The sequence below is a fragment of the Azospirillum thiophilum genome, assembly GCF_001305595.1.
Classification (GTDB): Bacteria; Pseudomonadota; Alphaproteobacteria; order Azospirillales; family Azospirillaceae; genus Azospirillum; species Azospirillum thiophilum.
This window is the reverse complement of sequence record NZ_CP012401.1, coordinates 1,961,881-1,980,423: the sequence shown is the minus strand read 5'-3', so window position 1 is coordinate 1,980,423 and position 18,543 is coordinate 1,961,881. Positions and strand designations below refer to the sequence as shown.

Sequence of the window (18,543 nt, the reverse complement as noted above, 5' to 3'; positions counted from 1 at the left end):
GTCAGAACATGTCCCTCGGGTCGAAATTGAACACGATGAAGCGCCAATCCTCATAGGTCTGGGCCGTGAACTCGCTGGCCAGCAGTTCCAGCGGGCTGGAGCGCTTGACCGCACGCACGGCGGCATCGGCCGACGCGCGGAAGGCGGCATCGCTCATGTAGCGCGACCGGTACTTGTCGTCGATCCAGGCGCGCACCACGCTGTGGTCGCGTCCGACCTCCACATGGATCTCGATCTGCATCGAGCCGGCGTCCTTGCGGCCGCTGTCGAAGTTCCAGTTCTTGCTGAGCTGCCCGCGGATCGCGTCCAGCGCCCGGCCCGACGGCTTGAACGGCCGTTCGGGGCCGTTCGTCGCCTTTGCCGCCCCGGCCGGAGCCGCGGATGCGGTCTTCTGGCTGGGCTTGGCATCGCTGTTGGCGCTGGCCGATGCCTTGCCGTCAGCCTTCGGATTGTCCGACGGCTTGATCTTCCCGACGTTCGACAGCAGGTCGGACAAAGGGTCGGTCTTGGCCGCCGGCTTCTCCGGCTGCTTGGCGGGGGCATCGGGCTTCTTGGGCTCGGCCTTGGGCGGCTCGGCCTTGGCGACCTCCTTGGCCGGCTCCGGCTTCTTCGGCTCCGCCTTGGGCGGTTCCGGTTTCGGCGGCTCGGGCTTGGGAGGCTCGGGCTTCTTGGGCTCGACCTTGGGCGGTTCGGGCTTGGGAGGCTCAGGCTTCGGCTCGTGCTTCGGCGGCTCCGGTTTGGGCGGTTCCGGCTTCGGCGGCTCGGGCGGTTTCGGAGTCGGCGAGGGCGCCGGATCCGGCGGAGGGGGTGGCGGCGGAGGTGGAGGGGGCGCCGGGGTCGGCTTGGGCGGCGGCGTCGGCTCGCGCGGGGGCGGCGGCACCTGGGCGACCTTCGGCGGCTCCGGAGTCCTGGTCGGCGGCGGGGGCGGCGGAGGCGGTTCGTCCTCCTCGTCCGGCGGCTCGGGGGCCGGTGGCGCCGGTTTCGCCTCGGGCATGGGAGGGCGGGCCGCGGCGCTGGCCGGCTTCGGTTCGCCCTTTTCGACGCGGGCGGCCTGGGTGATCTCGCCGATGTCGACGATCTCGATCGGGATCGAGGCCGTCACTTCGAGCTTGCGATCGCTGGGCGGCAGGCCGAGCACCATCAGCGCGACCAGCGCGACGTGCAGCACCGCCGAGGCGATCAGGGGCTTGCGCATGGGAGTTCCGCCCGCCTCAACGCGCCGGTTTGGGCGCGCCGACCCGCGCGCTCGGCGCGGCCGGACCGTTCGGCATCTCGGCGACCAGCCCGACCTTCTTGAAGCCGGCGGCGCTCATCGTGCCCATCACCTCCAGCATCTTGCCGTAGGCGATCTTGGCGTCGCCACGGACCAGGATGCGGGCCTCGGGGTTGTTGTTGGTCACCGCGATCAGCAGCGGCACCATATTCGCCAGCTCAACCGGCGTCTCCTGCACGAAGACGCGGCCGTCGGTCTGCACGGTGACGAACAGCGGATCCTTCTGCTGCTCCAGCGGAGCGGCGTTGGTCTTGGGCAGGTCGACCGGCACCCCGACGGTCAGCATCGGGGCGGCGACCATGAAGACGATCAGCAGGACCAGCATGACGTCGATGAACGGCGTCATGTTGATCTCGGCCATCGCGCGATAGCCCCGGCGCTTTCCGCGCCCGTGGGTTTTGCCTGCGAGTTGTCCGGCCATGGTTCAGGCGGCTCCCCGCTCCTCGAGGTGGCGGGACAGGATCGCCGAGAACTCGCCCGAGAAGGTGTCCAGCCGGTCGGCGTAGCGGCCGAGGTCGGTGGAAAACTTGTTGTAGGACAGCACCGCCGGGATGGCGGCCAGCAGGCCCATGGCGGTGGCGAACAGCGCCTCGGCGATGCCGGGCGCCACCACGGCGAGGCTGGTGTTGCCCGACCCGGCGATCGAGGTGAAAGAGTTCATGATGCCCCACACCGTGCCGAACAGGCCGATGAAGGGGGCGGTCGAGCCGACCGAGGCCAGGAAGGTCATATAGCGCTCGGCCCGCGCCATCTCGCGGCCGATGGTCACCGCCATCACCCGCTCCACCCGCTGCTGCAGCGAGCTTTTCATCGTGCCGCCGATGCCGCGGTCGGCGGCGTGGCGCCACTCGCGCATGCCGGCGGCGAAGGTGGCGGCCATCGGGTCGGCCGGCGTCTGGCCGATGCGGTCGTACAGCGCATCGAGCGACCCGCCGGACCAGAACGCCTCCTCGAAGGAGTCGGCCTGGGCGTTCAGGCGGCGGATGCGCATCAGCTTCTCGATGATGATCGCCCAGCACCAGATCGAGGCGACGACGAGCATCAGCATCACGATCTTGACGATCGCATCCGCCTGCCAGAAAAGGCCGAGGATGGTGATCTCATGTGCCGTCGTGGCGGCGGCGTTGCCGGCCAGTTGGGCGGTTTGCAGGGCGTCCATCGCAGTCAGTCTCGCGTTTGCGCAGTTGGCACGGGGTAGAGGCGGGAAGAGGGGTCAGGCGGGCTGTAGAGAGTTTTGCTTGGCATGCAGTGTCTCCATCGCCGTGCGCACCGGTTCGGGTAGGCGCACGGCCCGACCGGCCCGGTTGATGGTCACCAGCTGCAGGTCGGCGCGCGCCAGCACGCGACCGTCGCGGCGGATGGCTTGTGCAACTGCGAAGGAGGCACCGCGGATATCGACCATTCGGGTTTCGACTTCAAGCGTGTCCTCCAGCTTGGCAGGCGCGTCAAAATCGATGGTCAGGCGCCGTACCGCAAATGACACACCTGTGACATCGCCCGAACCGGCCGCCATTTCCGCCTGACGGAAGCCCATCAGGGTGAGCATCTCCGTCCGCGCCCGCTCGGCGAAGCGCAGGTAGTTGGCGTGGTAGACGATGCCGCCGGCGTCGGTGTCCTCATAATAGACCCGCAGCGGGTAACGGTGGGTGCCGTCCGCCGCGAACCAGCCGGAGAGGGACGGCGCCGCGGTCGGCACGGCGTCAGTCATCGACATCGCCTCCGGTGGCATCGCCCTCGGCTGCGTCCGGAATCCGGTCGAGCAGGTCGAGCTGCCGGATCGGCGCGCTCGGCGGGTTGAGGCCGAGATAGCGGAAGCCCTGGTCGGTCAGCATGCGCCCGCGCGGCGTCCGCTGCAGGAAGCCCTGCTGGATCAGGTAGGGTTCGACCACCTCCTCCAGCACGTCGCGCTGCTCGCCCAGCGCCGCGCCCAGCGTCTCCACCCCGACCGGCCCGCCGCCATAGTTGGCGGCGACCAGCCCCAGATAGCGGCGGTCCATGCTGTCCAGCCCCAGCCGGTCGACCTCCAGCCGGGTCAATGCCGCGTCGGCGACCCGCTTGTCGACCTCCTCCACGCCGGCGACCGCGGCGAAATCACGCACCCGGCGCAGCAGCCGGCCCGACACGCGGGGCGTGCCACGCGCCCGGTTGGCGATCTCGCGCGCCCCCTCCGGCGTGATGCCCATGCCGAGCACGCCGGCGGCGCGGCGCACGATCAGCTCCAACTCGTCCGGTTCGTAGAATTGCAGGCGGACGGGAATGCCGAAGCGTTCGCGCAACGGGCGCGTGATCAGGCCGCTGCGCGTCGTCGCGCCGACCAGCGTGAAGGGCGGCAGGTCGATCCGGATGGACCGTGCCGAGGGGCCTTCGCCGATGATGAGGTCGAGCTGGAAATCCTCCATGGCGGGATAGAGCACCTCTTCCACGGCGGGATTAAGGCGATGAATCTCGTCGATGAAGAGGACGTCGTGCGGCTGCAGGTTGGTCAGCAGCGCGGCGAGGTCGCCGGCCCGCGCGATGACCGGCCCGGAGGTGGCGCGGAAGCCGACCCCCAGCTCGCGCGCGACGATCTGGGCCAGCGTGGTCTTGCCCAGTCCCGGCGGACCGAACAGCAGCACATGGTCGAGCGCCTCGTTGCGGGAACGGGCGGCCTGGATGAAGATCGACAGGTTCTCGCGCGCCTGGCGCTGGCCGATGAACTCGGCGAGCGTCAGCGGGCGGATCGACGACTCGGCCGAGTCGCCGGTGCCCTGGCCGGGCTGGACCAGCCTGTCCCCTTGGCGGTCGTGGTTGGGGTCGCTCATTGGCTCAGTTCCTTGAGTCCCTGGCGGATCAGATCGGACACGCCGGCATCATCGCCAAGCACACGCCCGGCGGCTACGACCGCGCCGAAGGCCTCGGACCGGCCGTAGCCGAGATTGACCAGTGCCGACACCGCATCGGCCAGCGCCGGGCCGGGGCCCGGAGCGGCGGCGGGGGCGCCCTTGCCGGCCGGCGCGCCCGCACTTGCCGCGGGGCCGAGCGCCAGATTGCCGACCTTGTCCTTGAGTTCGTTCAGGATGCGCGCCGCCACCTTCGGCCCGACGCCGTCGGCCCGCACCAGCGCGGTCTTGTCCTGCGCGGCGATGGCGCGGGTCAGCTGGTCGGGGTCGAGCACGCCGAGGATCGACAGCGCCAGCCGGGCGCCGACGCCCTGGATGGTGGTCAGCAGCTTGAACCAGTCCCGCTCCGCCTGGTCGCCGAAGCCGTGCAGGACGATGCGTTCCTCGCGGATGAAGGTTTCGACCACCAGCGACAGCCGCTCGCCCACCGCCATGCGCGACAGGGTGCGGTTGGAGCAGGACAGCAGGTAGCCGACACCGTTCACGTCGAGCACGACCCAGTCGGTGCCGGTGGAATCGACGATGCCGGTCAGCTTGGCGATCATGGGAACTCCCGGCCGGAAGGCTGGCTGCGAAGAATGGGGGTTTCGGCAAGGCGCGCCCGAATGGTTTCCAGCACGCCGTCGAGATTGTCGATCACGTCTGTGTTCCAGAAGCGCAGGATGCGGAAGCCGGCCTGCTCCAGCATGCGCGTGCGCCGCTCGTCATGGGAGGCGCGCTGTTCTGCATGCTGGCCGCCGTCCAGTTCGACGATCAGGCGATGGTCATGGGCGACGAAATCGGCAACGAAGCCCAGGATCGGCTCCTGCCGCCGGAATTTCGCGCCAAGCTGGGCATTGCGCAGCCGCTGCCAGATGATTTTTTCCACATCGGTGGCGTTCATCCGCAGATCGCGCGCGCGCTCGGTTAAGTAATCAGTGGGCTTTGCCTGCGCAACCCGCGCCATATTCCCCTCTCCCCCCCGGGGAGAGGGTCGGGGTGAGGGGGAAGCGCTTGCCGGACGTTTCAAGGAACGGGGTGCATCCCCCTCACCCTGCCCTCTCCCCGGGGGGGAGAGGGAATTCCGCGACGGTTCGGCATTCTTCCGCCACATCTGCCAGCTGGCGCGGTGGTGCGCGTGGCAGATCGCCACGGCCAGCGCGTCGGCGGCGTCTGGGCTGCCGATCTCGCAGCCGGGCAGCAGCAGGCGCACCATCGTCTGGACCTGCGCCTTCTCCGCGCGGCCCTGCCCGACCACCGCCTTCTTGACCATGTTGTTGGCGTATTCCGCCACCGCCAGCCCGGCCTGGGCCGGCACCAGCAGGGCCACGGCGCGGGCCTGCCCCAGCTTCAGCGTGGAGACCGCGTTGCTGTTGACGAAGGTCTCCTCCACCGCCGCCTCGTCGGGGCCGTAGCGCTCGACCACCGCCGACAGGGCGTCGTGCAGTTGCACCAGCCGCTCGGCCAGAGGACACGAGTCGTCGGAATGCACCGCGCCGTCGGCGACGTGGGTCAGGCGGTTGCCCGCCACGTCGATGATGCCCCAGCCGGTGTGGCGCAGGCCGGGGTCGATCCCCAGCAGCCGCACCGGCGAAGCCCCCGCCGCATCATTCCGCCGTCCGGCCCGCGCAAACACGGCACCCGCTCTCCGCCTGCAAGACCAGCGTCCAGATCACGCAGTCAGCTTCTGCATCAGCTCGTCGGAGATGTCGAAGTTGCCCTCGACCACCTGGACGTCGTCGTTGTCCTCGAGTACGTCCAGCAGCTTCAGCAGGCTGGCCGCGGCATCCTCGGAGGGCGCGACGGTGTTCAGCGGACGCCAGGTCAGGCGCGCGCTCTCCGCACCGCCGAACTTGGCCTCCAGCGCGTCGCGGACAGCGCCGAAATTCTCCACCGTGCTCGTCACCTCATGGCCGTTCTCGTCGGATTCGACGTTGTCGGCACCGGCTTCCAGCGCTGCCTCGAACACGGCGTCGGCATCCGCCGCGGCCGCCGGGTAGTAGATGGCGCCGATGCGGCTGAACATGAAGCTGACCGAATTGGTCTCGCCCAGGCTGCCGCCATACTTGGTGAAGCTGGAACGCACTTCCGCGGCGGTGCGGTTGCGGTTGTCGGTCAGCGCCTCGACGATCAGGGCGACGCCGCCGGGGCCGTAGCCCTCGTACCGCACCTCTTCATAGTTGGCGTCGTCGCCGCCGCCGGGCGTGCCCTGCTTGATGGCACGGTCGATGCGGTCGCGCGGCATGTTCTGCGCGCGGCCGGCCAGGATGGCGGCACGCAGGCGCGGGTTGGCCGCCGGGTCCGGCAGGCCGCTCTTGGCGGCGACGGTGATCTCGCGGGCGAGCTTGTTGAAGATCTTGGACCGCTTGGCGTCCTGCGCACCCTTGCGGTGCATGATGTTCTTGAACTGGGAATGACCGGCCATGGGTCGAACGAGCCTCGAAACGGAATTTGAGCGATCGGCGGGGTGAGCGCACGACACATGTAACAGGTCTGCCGCCCCACCGCACCTCTTCGGCGCGGGAGACGACACCCACGGGATTAGAAAGTCAATATGGCGAGAGTGCGGCGTCTGCGTCAGCGCGCCTCACGCCGTCCGGCCGGCTACTGCATGCGTTCCGGCAAGGTCTGGCTCAGCCGGCCGCCGACGCGCAACGGTTCGATACGGACAGCCAGTCCCGTTCGGTCGTCGGTCTCGACATAGCAGCCGCAGACGGTGCCCTCGCCTTCCGCCGGCGTCAGCCGCTCGGTCGGCAGCTTGCGCACCATCTTGGCCAGCGCGATCTCCTTCTTCATGCCGATGGCGCTGTCATAGTCGCCGCACATGCCGGCGTCCGACTGGTAGGCGGTGCCCTTCGGCAGGACCATGTGGTCGGCGGTCGGCACATGGCTGTGGGTGCCGACCACCAGCGAGGCGCGACCGTCGCAGAAATGGCCCATGATCATCTTCTCGCTGGTCGCCTCGCCATGCATGTCGATCAGCACGGCATCGACGCCACCCGCTCCCTGGCCGGCCCCGAGCCGATGCGCCTTCAGCACCCGGTCGACCGCGGCGAAGGGGTCGTCCATCGGCTCCATGAACAGGCGCAGCAGGACGTTGACCACCAGCACCTTACGCCCGCCGCGCGCCTGCAGCAGGACGAAGCCGCGGCCGGGCGTGCCTTCCGGATAGTTCAGCGGCCGGATGATGCGCGGCTGCTGCTCGATGGTGCCGACCAGTTCCTTCTGGTCCCAGGTGTGGTTGCCCAGCGTGACGACGTCGATGCCGGCGGCGAAGAACTCCTCGGCGAGCTTGACCGTCACGCCATAGCCGCCGGCCGAATTCTCGCCGTTGACCACGGTCAGGTCGGGGTCGAGCCGCTCGCGCAGCGCCGGCATGTGGGCGATCACCGCATCGCGCCCGGCCCGGCCCACCACGTCGCCGAAAAACAGAATCCGCATCGCCGCCCTTGCTCCTGAAACCTATTTGCGTATCCGAAGCGTCTCGCGCTCCGTGACGATCCAGTCCAGCCGCTCGTCGTGGCCGTCGGCCGGAACCGCCGGCATCTCCTGCGCGGCAAAGGCGACGCCGACCGCCAGCACCGCCCCCTCCTCCCGCAGCATGTCGAGCGTCCGGTCGTAATAGCCGGCGCCATAGCCCAGCCGGTGGCCGCCGCGGTCGAAGGCGAGCAGCGGCACCAGCAGCAGCGACGGGCGCAGCAGCGCGCGGCCCTCCGGCGGCTCGTGGATGCCATAGCGTCCGACCGTCATCGGCCCGTCGGAATCCCAATCGCGGAAGGCCAGCGCGGTGCCGCGCGGACCCGACACCGGCAGGGAGACCGGGTATCCGAGCTGTCCAAGATGGAGCAAAGCCGGCCGCGCGTCGAGTTCCGAACCGAGCGGCCAGTAACCGCCGGCCGCGCCCTGCGGCAGGTGCCCGTCCCGCCCAAGCTCGGCGATGCGGTCGCGAACCGATGCTGCGGCGGCGACGCGGTCGGAGTCTGCGATGGCGTCGCGCCGGGCGCGCGCCTCGCGTCGGGCGGCGTCCTTGGCTTGCGGATCTGTCATCGCGGATGGGGCTTGCGGACGGGAACGAAAGGAAAAGGGTGGAAGGGGCCGCCTCGGCCGGTGACCATATGCCTATCCTCCATGGCCTGCATGAGCAGGTGGGCGCCATGTACCCGGCCCGATGGGCCGGACAGGGACAGCTCCCTAGAGATCAAGGTTATCGGCCCTGGGGATTATTGCGGCCTGTCGAACCAGGCAGCGGTCCTTCCACGCACCAATCTAGGCGCGCTCGAGCCGCGCGGCAACCTCTTCTATGCGTTTTGCGACATGATCGAGCGCGCCGGCGACCGCGGCCTCGTCGATCGCGGGCGCGATGCCCTTGCCGGACAGCACGTCCTGCAACTCGTCGGCCAGCACCAGGCAGGTCATCAGCATCATCTGCGTTTCCGAGCCGCTGCGGCCGCCACCGGTCAGCCGGCGCAGGCGCTCGTCGACATAGGCCGCCAATTCGCGCAGCCGCGCCTCCTGCCCGTCCTCGCACAGCATCCGGTAGAGGCGGCCGTTCACCTCGATGTCGACCTGGGGCATGGCGTCAGCTCTCCAACACATGTTGCAGGCGGGCGATGGCGACCTCCAGCCGCTGGGACACCGCCTCCGCCGTCGCCTGGGCAGTCGCCCGCTCGGCCCGCGCCGTCTCCAGCGCCTGCGCCAGCTCCTGCTCGCGCCGGCCGACCCGCTCCTCACGGGCGGCGGCCGCATGATCCAGCCGCTCCACGGCCCGGCCGAGGCGGTCGATTGCGGCTTTCAGAATGTCCATGGGCAAAGAGGGCCCTTGTTCTGCCATGACGATGCGCCGGATCGTCGCCGACCGGTCCAGCTAGAGTTGGGCAGCCGGCGGCGTGGCGTCAACCGTCATTCGCCGCGACGGCCCTGGACGGGACGCCGCAGCCCGCCTGCAACCGGACGGTTTCCAGGACGCTCACCCTCCATTCCGAACGGCACCCCGACCTCGTGGACCTCGTCCGCCCGTTCCAGATTCTCCATGTTGACGCCGCACTCGTTCCCCTCCACCTCACCGGCCCTGTCGCGTTTTCCGCCGGTTGTCGGGACTGCCTGTGGCTTGGATGCTCGACACCCATCGGTTCGTGAAGGACGGGGAAACAGTTTCCTTCATTCCTGATTGTTTGTTCTGCAATTTCTCGCCATGAGTGTATGCGCCATCTCGGGCGTGTCATCCCCTCGCGCTCTCCCAGCCATGCCCGCGCCTATCCCATTCCCATGTTGACCTGCGGACGGCGGTTCTGCATGGTGCGCCCGTTTCGCGGCGCCCAAAGGGTGACCCGCGCGACCAATGTTGCCGACGCCGCACCGCGCACCCGCCCCTTCAGGAATCGCCAGATGTCCGCTGCCTCCGCCCAGCCCTCCCTCCACATGATGGCCAGCGCGATCCGCGCGCTCTCCATGGACGCGGTCGAGGCCGCGAAGTCCGGCCACCCGGGCATGCCGATGGGCATGGCCGACGTCGCCACGGTCCTGTTCACCCAGCACCTGAAGTTCGATCCGAAGAACCCGGCCTGGCCCGACCGCGACCGTTTCGTGCTGTCGGCCGGCCATGGCTCGATGCTGCTCTACTCGCTGGCCTATCTGACCGGCTACGAGCGGATGACCATCGACGAGATCAAGCGCTTCCGCCAGCTGGGCAGCCTGACCCCCGGCCATCCGGAAGTCGACCCCAGCCTCGGCATCGAGATGACCACTGGCCCGCTGGGCCAGGGCGTCTCCACCGCGGTCGGCATGGCGCTGGCGGAGCGGATCACCAACGCCCGCTTCGGCGACGAGCTGATCGACCATTACACCTACGTCATCGCGTCCGACGGCGACCTGATGGAGGGCGTCAGCCACGAGGCCTGCTCGCTGGCCGGCCATCTCGGGCTGAACCGCCTGATCGTGCTGTGGGACGACAACCACATCTCCATCGACGGCTCGACCGACCTCAGCTTCACCGACGACACCCAGGCGCGCTTCCGCTCCTACGGCTGGAACACCATCGCCGTCGACGGCCACGACACCGACGCGGTGTCGAAGGCCATCGCCCAGGCGCGGACCTCCACCGACAAGCCGACGCTGATCGCCTGCCGCACCATCATCGGCAAGGGTGCGCCGAACAAGGCCAACACCCATGGCTGCCACGGCTCGCCGCTGGGCGCCGACGAGGTCGCCGCGACCCGCGCCGCCATCGGCTGGACCCATGAGCCCTTCGTCGTTCCCGACGAGGTGCTGTCGGCGTGGCGCGCCGCGGGCACCCGCAGCGCCGACGCCTACAGCGCCTGGAGCAGCCGTCGCGCGACCATTACCGAGGCCGCCGGCAAGGCGTTCGACGAGGCCTTCGGCCGCGGCGTGCCCAGCGCCCTGGCCGACACCATCGTCGCCTTCAAGGAGAAGGTCAGCGCCGACAAGCCGAGCTGGGCGACCCGCGTCGCCTCGGGCAACACGCTGGAAGTCCTGGTCCCGGCGATCCACGAGCTGATCGGCGGCTCCGCCGACCTGACCCCGTCGAACAACACCAAGGTCAAGAACACCGCCGACGTGAAGGGCAAGGGCGAGTTCGCCGGCCGCTACGTCCGCTACGGCGTGCGCGAGCACGGCATGGCGACGCTGATGAACGGCATGACGCTGCATGGCGGCGTCATCCCCTACGGCGGCACCTTCATGCAGTTCGCCGACTATTGCCGTCCGGCGATCCGCCTCGCCGCGCTGATGAAGCAGCGCACGGTCTTCGTGATGACCCACGATTCGATCGGGCTGGGCGAGGACGGTCCGACCCACCAGCCGGTCGAGCATCTGGCGGCGTTGCGCGCCATCCCCAACCTGTTGGTTCTGCGTCCGGCCGACGCGGTCGAGACCGCCGAGTGCTGGCAGATCGCGCTGGAGGCCACCGGCGCCCCGTCGGTGCTGGCGTTGACCCGCCAGAACGTGCCGACGCTGCGCACCGAGCATACGCCTGAGAACCTGTCCGCCCGCGGCGCCTATGTCATGGCCGAGGCCGAGGGCGGGCGCAAGGCGACCCTCCTCGCCACCGGCTCGGAAGTGTCGCTGGCGATGGAGGCCCGCAAGGCGCTGCAGGAGCAGGGCATCGGCACCGCCGTTGTGTCCATGCCGAGTTGGGAACTGTTCGCCCGCCAGGACGATGCGTACAAGGCGTCGGTGCTGGGCACCGGCGTGCGCGTCGGCGTCGAGGCGGCGATCCGGCTGGGCTGGGACCGCTGGCTGGGCGACAAGGGCGCCTTCGTCGGCATGGCCGGTTTCGGCGAGTCGGCGCCCTACCAGGAGCTGTACAAGCACTTCGGCATCACCGCCGAAGCGGTCGTGGACGCCGTCAAAGCCCGTCTGTAAGGGCGCGTCTCTGAGAGAAGCCGAAGGGACGCCCCGCCCATCCCGGGCGTCCCGTATCCAAACTGGAGGAAGTCATGGCTGTACGGGTAGCGATCAACGGTTTTGGCCGCATCGGCCGTCTGGTTCTGCGCGCCATCTACGAGAGCGGCCGCAAGGACGTCGAGGTGGTGGCGATCAACGACCTGGCCGACTTGCACGCCAACGCGCACCTGCTGAAGTACGACAGCGTCCACGGCCGCTTCCCCGGCACCATCGAGACGGGCGACGGCGTCCTGATCGTCAACGGCCACTCCATCAAGGTCGTGCAGGAGCGTGACCCGGCCAAGCTGCCGTGGAAGGATCTGGGTGTCCAGATCGCCATGGAATGCTCGGGCATCTTCACCAAGCGCGCCGACGCCGCCAAGCATCTGGAAGCCGGCGCCGAGAAGGTGCTGATCTCCGCCCCGGCGACCGACGAGGACATCACCGTCGTCTACGGCGTCAACCACGACAAGCTGACGGCCGAGCACAAGATCGTCTCGAACGCGTCCTGCACCACCAACTGCCTGGCTCCGGTCGCCCATGTGCTCCACAATCTGGTGGGCATCGAGAAGGGCTTCATGACGACGATCCACTCCTACACGGGTGACCAGCGGATCGTCGACACCAACCACAAGGACCTGCACCGCGCTCGCGCCGCGGCCCTGAACATGATCCCGACCTCGACCGGTGCGGCCAAGGCGGTCGGCAAGGTCATGCCGGAACTGAAGGGCAAGCTGGACGGCACCGCCATGCGCGTGCCGACCCCGAACGTGTCGGTCGTCGACTTCAAGTTCACCTCCAAGCGCGCCACCTCGGTCGAAGAGATCACCAAGGCGATCAACGACGCCGCCAACGGCCCGCTGAAGGGTGTGCTGGAAGCGTACACCGAGGATCTGGTTTCGACCGACTTCAACCACGACCCGCACAGCTCGATCTTCGCGCTGAACGAGACCAAGGTCATCGACGGCAACTTCGTCCGAATCATGACCTGGTACGACAACGAGTGGGGCTTCTCCAACCGCATGAGCGACACCGCCGTCGCCATGGCGAACGCGAAGTAATCTACGCTCCGGCATGAAAAAGGCGCCTTCCCCCGGGAAGGCGCCTTTTTTGTTTATCCCCTTACGCCGCCCGCACGGTCGCCAGGAAGTCGCCGACCTGCGCGGTCAGGCCGGCCGCCTCCTTGGACAGCCCGGCCAACGCCTGGGTCAGTTCGCGCGCGGTACGGCCGCTCTCGTCGGACGCCGCGGTGACGCCGGAGATGCTGGACGACACCTCCCCCGTCCCGGCCGCCGCCTGCTGGACCGAGCGGGCGATCTCGGCGGTGGCAGCGTTCTGCTGCTCCACGGCGGCGGAGATGGCGGTGGCGATGGCGCTCAGCCGTTCGATGACCGCCGAGACCTTCTGGATCTCCATCACCGCCTGACCGGTCACGGCCTGTATGCCGCTCATCTGGCCGCCGATCTCGTCGGTCGCCTTGGCCGTCTGGTTGGCGAGCGCCTTCACCTCGCTCGCCACCACGGCAAAGCCCTTGCCCGCCTCGCCGGCCCGCGCCGCCTCGATCGTCGCGTTGAGCGCCAGCAGGTTGGTCTGTCCGGCGATGTTGTTGATCAGCCCGACGACGGCGCCGATCCTGTCCACCGCCTGGGCCAGGCTGCCGATGCGGCCAGTTGCCTCCTGGGCCATCCCGACGGCGTCGGTCGCGACGCGGCTGGCCTCCGACACCTGCTGCCCGATCTCGACGATGGAGCCGGACAACTGCTGCGACGCAGCGGCGACGGTCTGCACATTGGCCGCCGTATCGGTGCTGGCGGTCGCCATGACCCCGGCGAGCCGGCTGGTCTGTTCGGCGGCCTCCGACATCGCCCGCACCTTCTGCTCCAGCGCGCCGGTCGTCGTCGTCACCGAGCGGACCATGCCTCCCACCGTTCCCTCGAAGCGGGCGGCCAACTGGTCCATGGAGCGCCGCCTGTCGTCCTCGGCGCGGCGGACGGCGTCGGCCTGCTCGGTCTCCAGGCGGCGGCGGGCGTCGGCGTTCTCCTTGAAGACCTGCACCGCGCGGCCCATGTCGCCCAACTCGTCCCGGCGGTCGAGTTCAGGAACGGCGACCGACAGGTTGCCGTCCGCCAGGGACCGCATGCTGTCCGACAGACGCCGGATCCGCCGGCTGATCGAGTTGCCGACCAGCGCGATCAGGACCACCACCGGCAGGGCCAGGCCGCCGACGATGGCCGCCATGGTCCAAAGACTGCTGGTGAAGCGGGCGTCGAGATCGTCGATATAGACGCCGGTGCCGATCGTCATTTGCCAGGGCTCGAACATCTTGACGTAGCTGAGCTTGGGCAGCGGCAGCTCGGTGTTCGGCTTGGGATACATGTATTCGATGAATCCTTCGCCCTGGTTCCGCGCGGTGTCGACCAGCGCACGGACGAAGTACACGCCGTTCGAATCCTTGTTGTCGCGCTGGTCCTTGCCGATCACGTCGGGCCGGACCGGATGGATGATGGTCTGGTAGGTCATGTTCTGGGCGAAGATGTAATCCTTGCCGTTGTAGAACATGGTGTTGACGTTCGCCTTGAACCGCTCGAACGCCTGCTCGCGCGTCAGGCGTCCCGCCTTGACCTCTGCCTCGTACCCGGTCGCCAGCCCATGGGCTGTCTGCACGACGGAGCGCAGGGTCTCCTTCCGATCCTCCAGCATGCTGCGCTGGTTGAGCCACAGGGCCGAAGCGGCAAGCGCGATGGACACGGCGCCTGCCAGCGCCACAAGCGCCCACAGCCTGGCCCGCAAGGTCATCTTCGGTCCGTTCATTGCGGCAATCCCCCTTATCGTTCAGGGATCATGCAGCAAGGACGATGCCAATCGAAGGAGCCGGCGGCGTTACGGCCGCGCAACGATCAAACACACGGACGGCTTGCCATTCCGCCAATCCGTCGGGGCGGCATCCGCATTCGGCATCGCATTCTGCGACGGCTCACCGGGCCTTCGCATCCATCACGCCGGCGGCGCGGCCCAGGCATTCGGCGATCCAGGCGGACAGGCTCTTCCCTTCGCGCGCCGCACAGTCGGCAAGCGCTCGGTGCAGGATCGGGTTTATGCGGATGGCAAGGCGTCCGGAGAAGGGCTGCTCCCCCTCCCCCCCCATGTCGCAGGAGAGATCGAGGTAATCATCCACCGCACGGCGGAAAGACTCCTGCAACTCGTCCACAGACCGGCCGGAAAAGGTGATGCCGTCGTGGGTGTTGATGACCTCGCCGACAAAGACGCCTTCGTCGTTGTCGAAGTCGATCTGGGCCTTGTAACCCTTGTATTCCATCATCGCGGCAATCCCGAGGGAGCTATTCCCATGAAACGGACACCGGCATGCACAGGCCGTGTCCGATATGACCGACCATATACCGGGAGCGCGATCGCAGGGTTTGACCTGCCTCAATTCTCTCAACCGGTTGGCCGGCGGGCCGCTGAATCGCCGGTTCCGGTTGTGCTGCGGCCGGCGCTAGACTGCGCCTCTGCCCGCCCTGCCCGTCCGTCAACCGATGATCCCGCCCATGCCGCCCTACCCGATCCTGATCCGCGACCTCGATGACGCGCTGGCCGCCGCCGCCGCCGCCGATGCGCTTGCGGTGCCGCTGACGCTGATGGCGCCGGAGGGTTGCGGCGCGCTGTGGCTGCTGGAGCTGCTGGAGCGGGTGCGGCGTGCCCATCCGCGACTGGAGGTCGCCGCGCTGCTCGATTGCGGCGACCGCGCCGGGGAGGCGCAGGGTGCGCTGGCCGCCGGCGTGCCGCAGCTGCTGTTCACCGGGCGCGCCGATCTGGCCGAGCGGCTGGCGGCCATCGCCGCGGCCGGCGGGGCGACGCTGCTGACCTGCTGCCCGCCGTTGCTCGACCTCGGCGCCTGCGGCCTGGCCGAAGGTCAGGGGCTTCGCCGCCGTTCCGCAAGGGAGGCCCTATGCCGCGACTGGCTGTCCGGGAGCCAAGGTCAGCCCGGGACTACCGCTTTTTCGCACAGCGCTGCCGCGCAAAGGTGGTGTAAATTCACCTAACGATATTTTTGTGACACGCGCCTCCTCCCTCCGATGTCGGACGAACTGCCCATGAGCATCACCAGCCTGACCCCGCCGGAGAAGACGATTGCGCAGCCCCGCTATTCGGGACAGGCCGGACTCCACCGGCCGGATGGCCGGACGGGGCGCCACCCGGCCGATCCGGAGCCCGGATCGGAAAAGATGCGCGGCCTTCGGCTGGTGGCCGTCTGGGTCGGGCTGACCGCGGCGTCCTGGGCGGTGCTGGGCGGCGCCGGCTATGGGCTCTATGCGGTGGTCGGGTCTCTTCTGCCTTAACCCGTTCGGCCAGCGGAAATCACCCGGTCGGGCTGCCGCCGGCCGCAGGCCCTAGGCCGTTCAGGCGTGGCAAATGGCCGCTTTATGCCCCTCCCGCCGTTGCAAAATGGCCGAATACGGGCTAAGACGGCGCCATTTCCAAGAATGCCCCAGGGGAAGAGCCACAATGAAGCTCACGCGCCGCGTCAAAGACATTCTCGCCAATTACGAGAGCGACAATCCCGGCACCAAGGCGAACCTCGCCCGCATCCTGATGGAAGGCAAGCTCGGCGGCACCGGCAAGCTGGTGATCCTGCCGGTCGACCAGGGCTTCGAGCATGGCCCGGCCCGCAGCTTCGGCCCGAACGACGCCGGCTACGACCCGCACTACCACTACCAGCTGGCCATCGACGCCGGCTGCAACGCCTACGCCGCCCCCCTGGGCTCGCTCGAGGCCGGTGCCGGCACCTTCGCCGGCTCGATCCCGCTGATCCTGAAGATGAACAGCGCCAACAGCCTGTCGACCCAGAAGGAAGCGGCCGACCAGGCCGTGACCGCCTCGGTCCAGGACGCTCTGCGCATCGGCGCGTCGGCCATCGGCTTCACCATCTATCCCGGCTCCGACTGCATGTACGACCAGTACGAGGAGTTCCGCGAGCTGTCGAAGGAGGCGAAGTCCTACGGCCTCGCCACCGTGCTGTGGTCCTACCCGCGCGGCGGCGCCGTCACCAAGGACGGCGAGCTGGCCATCGACGTGATCGGCTATGCCGCCCACATGGCCGCGCTGCTGGGCGCCCACATCATCAAGGTCAAGCTGCCGTCGGCCACGCTGGAGCAGCCGGAAGCCAAGAAGATCTACGAGTCCAAGCAGATCCCGATCGCCACCCAGGCGGAGCGGGTGAAGCACATCATGCAGTGCACCTTCAACGGCCGCCGCATCGTGGTCTTCTCCGGCGGCGCCACGAAGGGCGAGGATGCGGTGTTCGAGGACGCCCGCGCCATCCGCGACGGCGGCGGCAACGGCTCGATCATCGGCCGCAACGCCTTCCAGCGCCCGCGCGAGGATGCCCTCAAGCTGCTCGACCGGATCATGAAGATCTACCAGGGCCGGGAGTAACACTTGGCCAAGGGAAAGCCGTCGCAGGCGGAACCTGCCGCCTGCCGACTGTACCTCGTGACGCCGCCGGCCCTGGAGCCGGCGGCGTTCGCGCCGCTTCTGACGGAGGCGCTGGATTCCGGCGACGTCGCCTGCGTCCAGCTGCGTCTGAAGGACTGTTCTGACGACGACATCCGCCGGGCCTGCGACCTGCTGCGCCCCATCGCGCAGGAACGCGAGGTCGCCTTCATCCTCAACGACCATCCCCGGCTGGCCCGCGAGACGGGATGCGACGGCGTGCATGTCGGCCAGACCGACACACCCTATCGCGACGCCCGCAAGATCCTCGGCAACGATGCCATCGTCGGCGTCACCTGCCATGATAGCCGCCATCTCGCCATGCTCGCCGGCGAGGAGGGGGCGGACTATGTCGCCTTCGGCGCCTTCTTCCCCACCGCCACCAAGACCGCAGAGTATCAGGCCGAGCCGGAGCTGCTGCGCTGGTGGTCGGAACTGATGGAGGTTCCCTGCGTGGCGATCGGCGGCATCACCGCCGACAACTGCGCGCCGCTGGTCACCGCAGGCGCCGATTTCCTGGCCGTGGTCAATGCGGTCTGGGGCCATGCCCAAGGTCCGGCTGCCGGGGTCAGGGCGCTGAATGCCGCCATCGAGGCGGCGCTTGCCGGTTCGGCCGGCTGAGCGTACATATGCCGGCCCTGCCGGTTCGTCTTCTGGATGCCGGCCCTGCCGACCGGCACCCTTAAGCGGACTTTCCCAGGATCATGGACCTTCTGACGCCCGAGTCGCTGGGCATCCTGTTCGCCGTCGGCCTGCTGGCCGGTTTCGTCGATTCCATCGCCGGCGGCGGCGGCCTGCTGACCATCCCCGCCCTGCTGGCGGCCGGACTGTCCCCCGCCGAGGCGCTGGCGACCGGCAAGCTGCAATCGAGCTTCGGGTCATTGTCCGCCACCATCAAGTTCGTCCGCCGCGGCGAGGTCCACCCTTCGTCGATGCGGACGATGATCGTCTGCACCTTCGTCGGGGCCGGGGCCGGCGCCACGCTGGTCCAGATGCTCGATCCCAGCTTCCTGCGCGACGTCATCCCGATCCTGCTGATCGGCATCGCCGTCTATCTGCTGCTGTCGCCCAAGGCCGGCGACGTCGACGCCCACCAGCGCATCGGCGAACATGCCTTCGCGCTCAGCATCGGCACCGGGATCGGCTTCTATGACGGCTTCTTCGGGCCGGGCACCGGCACCTTCTTCGCCATCGCCTTCGTCTCGCTGCTCGGCTACAACCTGCGCAAGGCGACGGCCCATACCAAGGTGCTGAACCTGACCAGCAATGTCGCGTCGCTGCTGTTCTTCATCGTCGGCGGCCATGTGCTGTGGACGGTGGGGCTGGTGATGGGCGTCGCCCAGTATATCGGCGCCCAGGCAGGCGCCCACATGGTGATCCGCAACGGCGCGCGGATCGTGCGGCCGATGCTGGTGGTCGCCTCCATCGTCATCACCGCCAAGCTGGTGTGGAGCGACGACCAGAACATCCTGCGCCAGATGTTCTCCGCCGCGGTCGCCTGGATCGCCTGACGGCCTC

At 68.6% G+C, this 18,543-nt stretch carries 21 protein-coding genes and 1 other RNA gene; 7 read left to right on the top strand and 15 right to left on the bottom strand.

Going from position 1 to position 18,543, the window contains the following annotated elements; all coding sequences use genetic code 11:
• Position 1 precedes the first annotated feature (1 nt).
• The 13 genes from AL072_RS09190 to AL072_RS09130 form a co-directional block, all read right to left on the bottom strand.
• Complete coding sequence (locus AL072_RS09190; protein ID WP_045580585.1) at positions 2 to 1,195, bottom strand: hypothetical protein; 1,194 nt, start codon at positions 1,193 to 1,195, stop codon at positions 2 to 4.
• Positions 1,196 to 1,211: 16 nt separating this feature from the next.
• The gene (locus tag AL072_RS09185) at positions 1,212 to 1,694 is read right to left on the bottom strand and encodes an ExbD/TolR family protein (protein WP_045580586.1); all 483 of its coding nucleotides are present in this window, start codon (positions 1,692 to 1,694) and stop codon (positions 1,212 to 1,214) included.
• Positions 1,695 to 1,697: 3 nt separating this feature from the next.
• Positions 1,698 to 2,432, bottom strand: coding sequence for a protein TolQ (gene tolQ / locus AL072_RS09180; protein WP_045580587.1), 735 nt, complete (start codon positions 2,430 to 2,432; stop codon positions 1,698 to 1,700).
• A 54-nt stretch (positions 2,433 to 2,486) separates the two neighbouring features.
• On the bottom strand, positions 2,487 to 2,981 hold the full coding sequence (gene ybgC, locus AL072_RS09175; protein ID WP_045580588.1) for a tol-pal system-associated acyl-CoA thioesterase: 495 nt from the start codon (positions 2,979 to 2,981) through the stop codon (positions 2,487 to 2,489).
• Positions 2,974 to 4,074 (bottom strand): Holliday junction branch migration DNA helicase RuvB, encoded by a 1,101-nt coding sequence (gene ruvB / locus AL072_RS09170; protein WP_045580589.1) that lies wholly within the window; start codon positions 4,072 to 4,074, stop codon positions 2,974 to 2,976. Before ruvB ends, ybgC begins: the two co-directional genes overlap by 8 nt.
• Positions 4,071 to 4,697, bottom strand: a complete 627-nt coding sequence (gene ruvA / locus AL072_RS09165) for a Holliday junction branch migration protein RuvA (RefSeq protein WP_045580590.1) — start codon at positions 4,695 to 4,697, stop codon at positions 4,071 to 4,073. Before ruvA ends, ruvB begins: the two co-directional genes overlap by 4 nt.
• Positions 4,694 to 5,767 carry a crossover junction endodeoxyribonuclease RuvC gene (gene ruvC / locus AL072_RS36255; protein WP_425388542.1) on the bottom strand — a complete coding sequence of 358 codons (1,074 nt, stop codon included), beginning with the start codon at positions 5,765 to 5,767 and terminating at the stop codon, positions 4,694 to 4,696. Before ruvC ends, ruvA begins: the two co-directional genes overlap by 4 nt.
• Before the next feature lie 36 nt (positions 5,768 to 5,803).
• A complete protein-coding gene (locus AL072_RS09155) occupies positions 5,804 to 6,556 on the bottom strand; it encodes a YebC/PmpR family DNA-binding transcriptional regulator (RefSeq protein ID WP_045580592.1) in 753 nt (250 codons plus the stop codon).
• A gap of 179 nt (positions 6,557 to 6,735) precedes the next feature.
• Positions 6,736 to 7,572 (bottom strand): TIGR00282 family metallophosphoesterase, encoded by an 837-nt coding sequence (locus AL072_RS09150; protein WP_045580593.1) that lies wholly within the window; start codon positions 7,570 to 7,572, stop codon positions 6,736 to 6,738.
• A gap of 21 nt (positions 7,573 to 7,593) precedes the next feature.
• Positions 7,594 to 8,178 (bottom strand): 5-formyltetrahydrofolate cyclo-ligase, encoded by a 585-nt coding sequence (locus AL072_RS09145; protein WP_045580594.1) that lies wholly within the window; start codon positions 8,176 to 8,178, stop codon positions 7,594 to 7,596.
• Positions 8,179 to 8,219: 41 nt separating this feature from the next.
• A non-coding RNA gene (gene ssrS / locus AL072_RS09140) (6S RNA) lies at positions 8,220 to 8,383 on the bottom strand.
• A 14-nt stretch (positions 8,384 to 8,397) separates the two neighbouring features.
• Positions 8,398 to 8,706 carry a cell division protein ZapA gene (locus tag AL072_RS09135; RefSeq protein ID WP_045580595.1) on the bottom strand — a complete coding sequence of 103 codons (309 nt, stop codon included), beginning with the start codon at positions 8,704 to 8,706 and terminating at the stop codon, positions 8,398 to 8,400.
• A gap of 4 nt (positions 8,707 to 8,710) precedes the next feature.
• Positions 8,711 to 8,935 carry a hypothetical protein gene (locus AL072_RS09130; RefSeq protein WP_045580596.1) on the bottom strand — a complete coding sequence of 75 codons (225 nt, stop codon included), beginning with the start codon at positions 8,933 to 8,935 and terminating at the stop codon, positions 8,711 to 8,713.
• Between the two features lie 581 nt (positions 8,936 to 9,516).
• Here AL072_RS09130 and tkt point away from each other — a divergent pair.
• Positions 9,517 to 11,511 carry a transketolase gene (gene tkt, locus AL072_RS09125; RefSeq protein ID WP_045580597.1) on the top strand — a complete coding sequence of 665 codons (1,995 nt, stop codon included), beginning with the start codon at positions 9,517 to 9,519 and terminating at the stop codon, positions 11,509 to 11,511.
• 74 nt (positions 11,512 to 11,585) lie between these two features.
• Positions 11,586 to 12,593, top strand: a complete 1,008-nt coding sequence (gap, locus tag AL072_RS09120; RefSeq protein WP_045580598.1) for a type I glyceraldehyde-3-phosphate dehydrogenase — start codon at positions 11,586 to 11,588, stop codon at positions 12,591 to 12,593.
• Positions 12,594 to 12,654: 61 nt separating this feature from the next.
• Here gap and AL072_RS09115 read toward each other — a convergent pair whose 3' ends face one another.
• Positions 12,655 to 14,343, bottom strand: a complete 1,689-nt coding sequence (locus AL072_RS09115; protein WP_045580599.1) for a methyl-accepting chemotaxis protein — start codon at positions 14,341 to 14,343, stop codon at positions 12,655 to 12,657.
• A 163-nt stretch (positions 14,344 to 14,506) separates the two neighbouring features.
• Positions 14,507 to 14,851 (bottom strand): type II toxin-antitoxin system HicB family antitoxin, encoded by a 345-nt coding sequence (locus AL072_RS09110; RefSeq protein ID WP_045580600.1) that lies wholly within the window; start codon positions 14,849 to 14,851, stop codon positions 14,507 to 14,509.
• 229 nt (positions 14,852 to 15,080) lie between these two features.
• Here AL072_RS09110 and AL072_RS09105 point away from each other — a divergent pair, with 229 nt between their 5' ends.
• The 5 genes from AL072_RS09105 (at position 15,081) to AL072_RS09085 (ending at position 18,536) form a co-directional block, all read left to right on the top strand.
• The gene (locus AL072_RS09105; protein WP_063840335.1) at positions 15,081 to 15,575 is read left to right on the top strand and encodes a hypothetical protein; all 495 of its coding nucleotides are present in this window, start codon (positions 15,081 to 15,083) and stop codon (positions 15,573 to 15,575) included.
• A gap of 51 nt (positions 15,576 to 15,626) precedes the next feature.
• Positions 15,627 to 15,872 carry a hypothetical protein gene (locus AL072_RS09100; RefSeq protein ID WP_245636632.1) on the top strand — a complete coding sequence of 82 codons (246 nt, stop codon included), beginning with the start codon at positions 15,627 to 15,629 and terminating at the stop codon, positions 15,870 to 15,872.
• A gap of 166 nt (positions 15,873 to 16,038) precedes the next feature.
• Entirely contained in the window at positions 16,039 to 16,968 is a 930-nt protein-coding gene (locus tag AL072_RS09095; protein ID WP_045580602.1) for a class I fructose-bisphosphate aldolase, read from the top strand.
• A 3-nt stretch (positions 16,969 to 16,971) separates the two neighbouring features.
• On the top strand, positions 16,972 to 17,646 hold the full coding sequence (gene thiE / locus AL072_RS09090; protein WP_045580603.1) for a thiamine phosphate synthase: 675 nt from the start codon (positions 16,972 to 16,974) through the stop codon (positions 17,644 to 17,646).
• An 83-nt stretch (positions 17,647 to 17,729) separates the two neighbouring features.
• Positions 17,730 to 18,536, top strand: a complete 807-nt coding sequence (locus AL072_RS09085; protein ID WP_045580604.1) for a TSUP family transporter — start codon at positions 17,730 to 17,732, stop codon at positions 18,534 to 18,536.
• Positions 18,537 to 18,543: the final 7 nt, after the last annotated feature.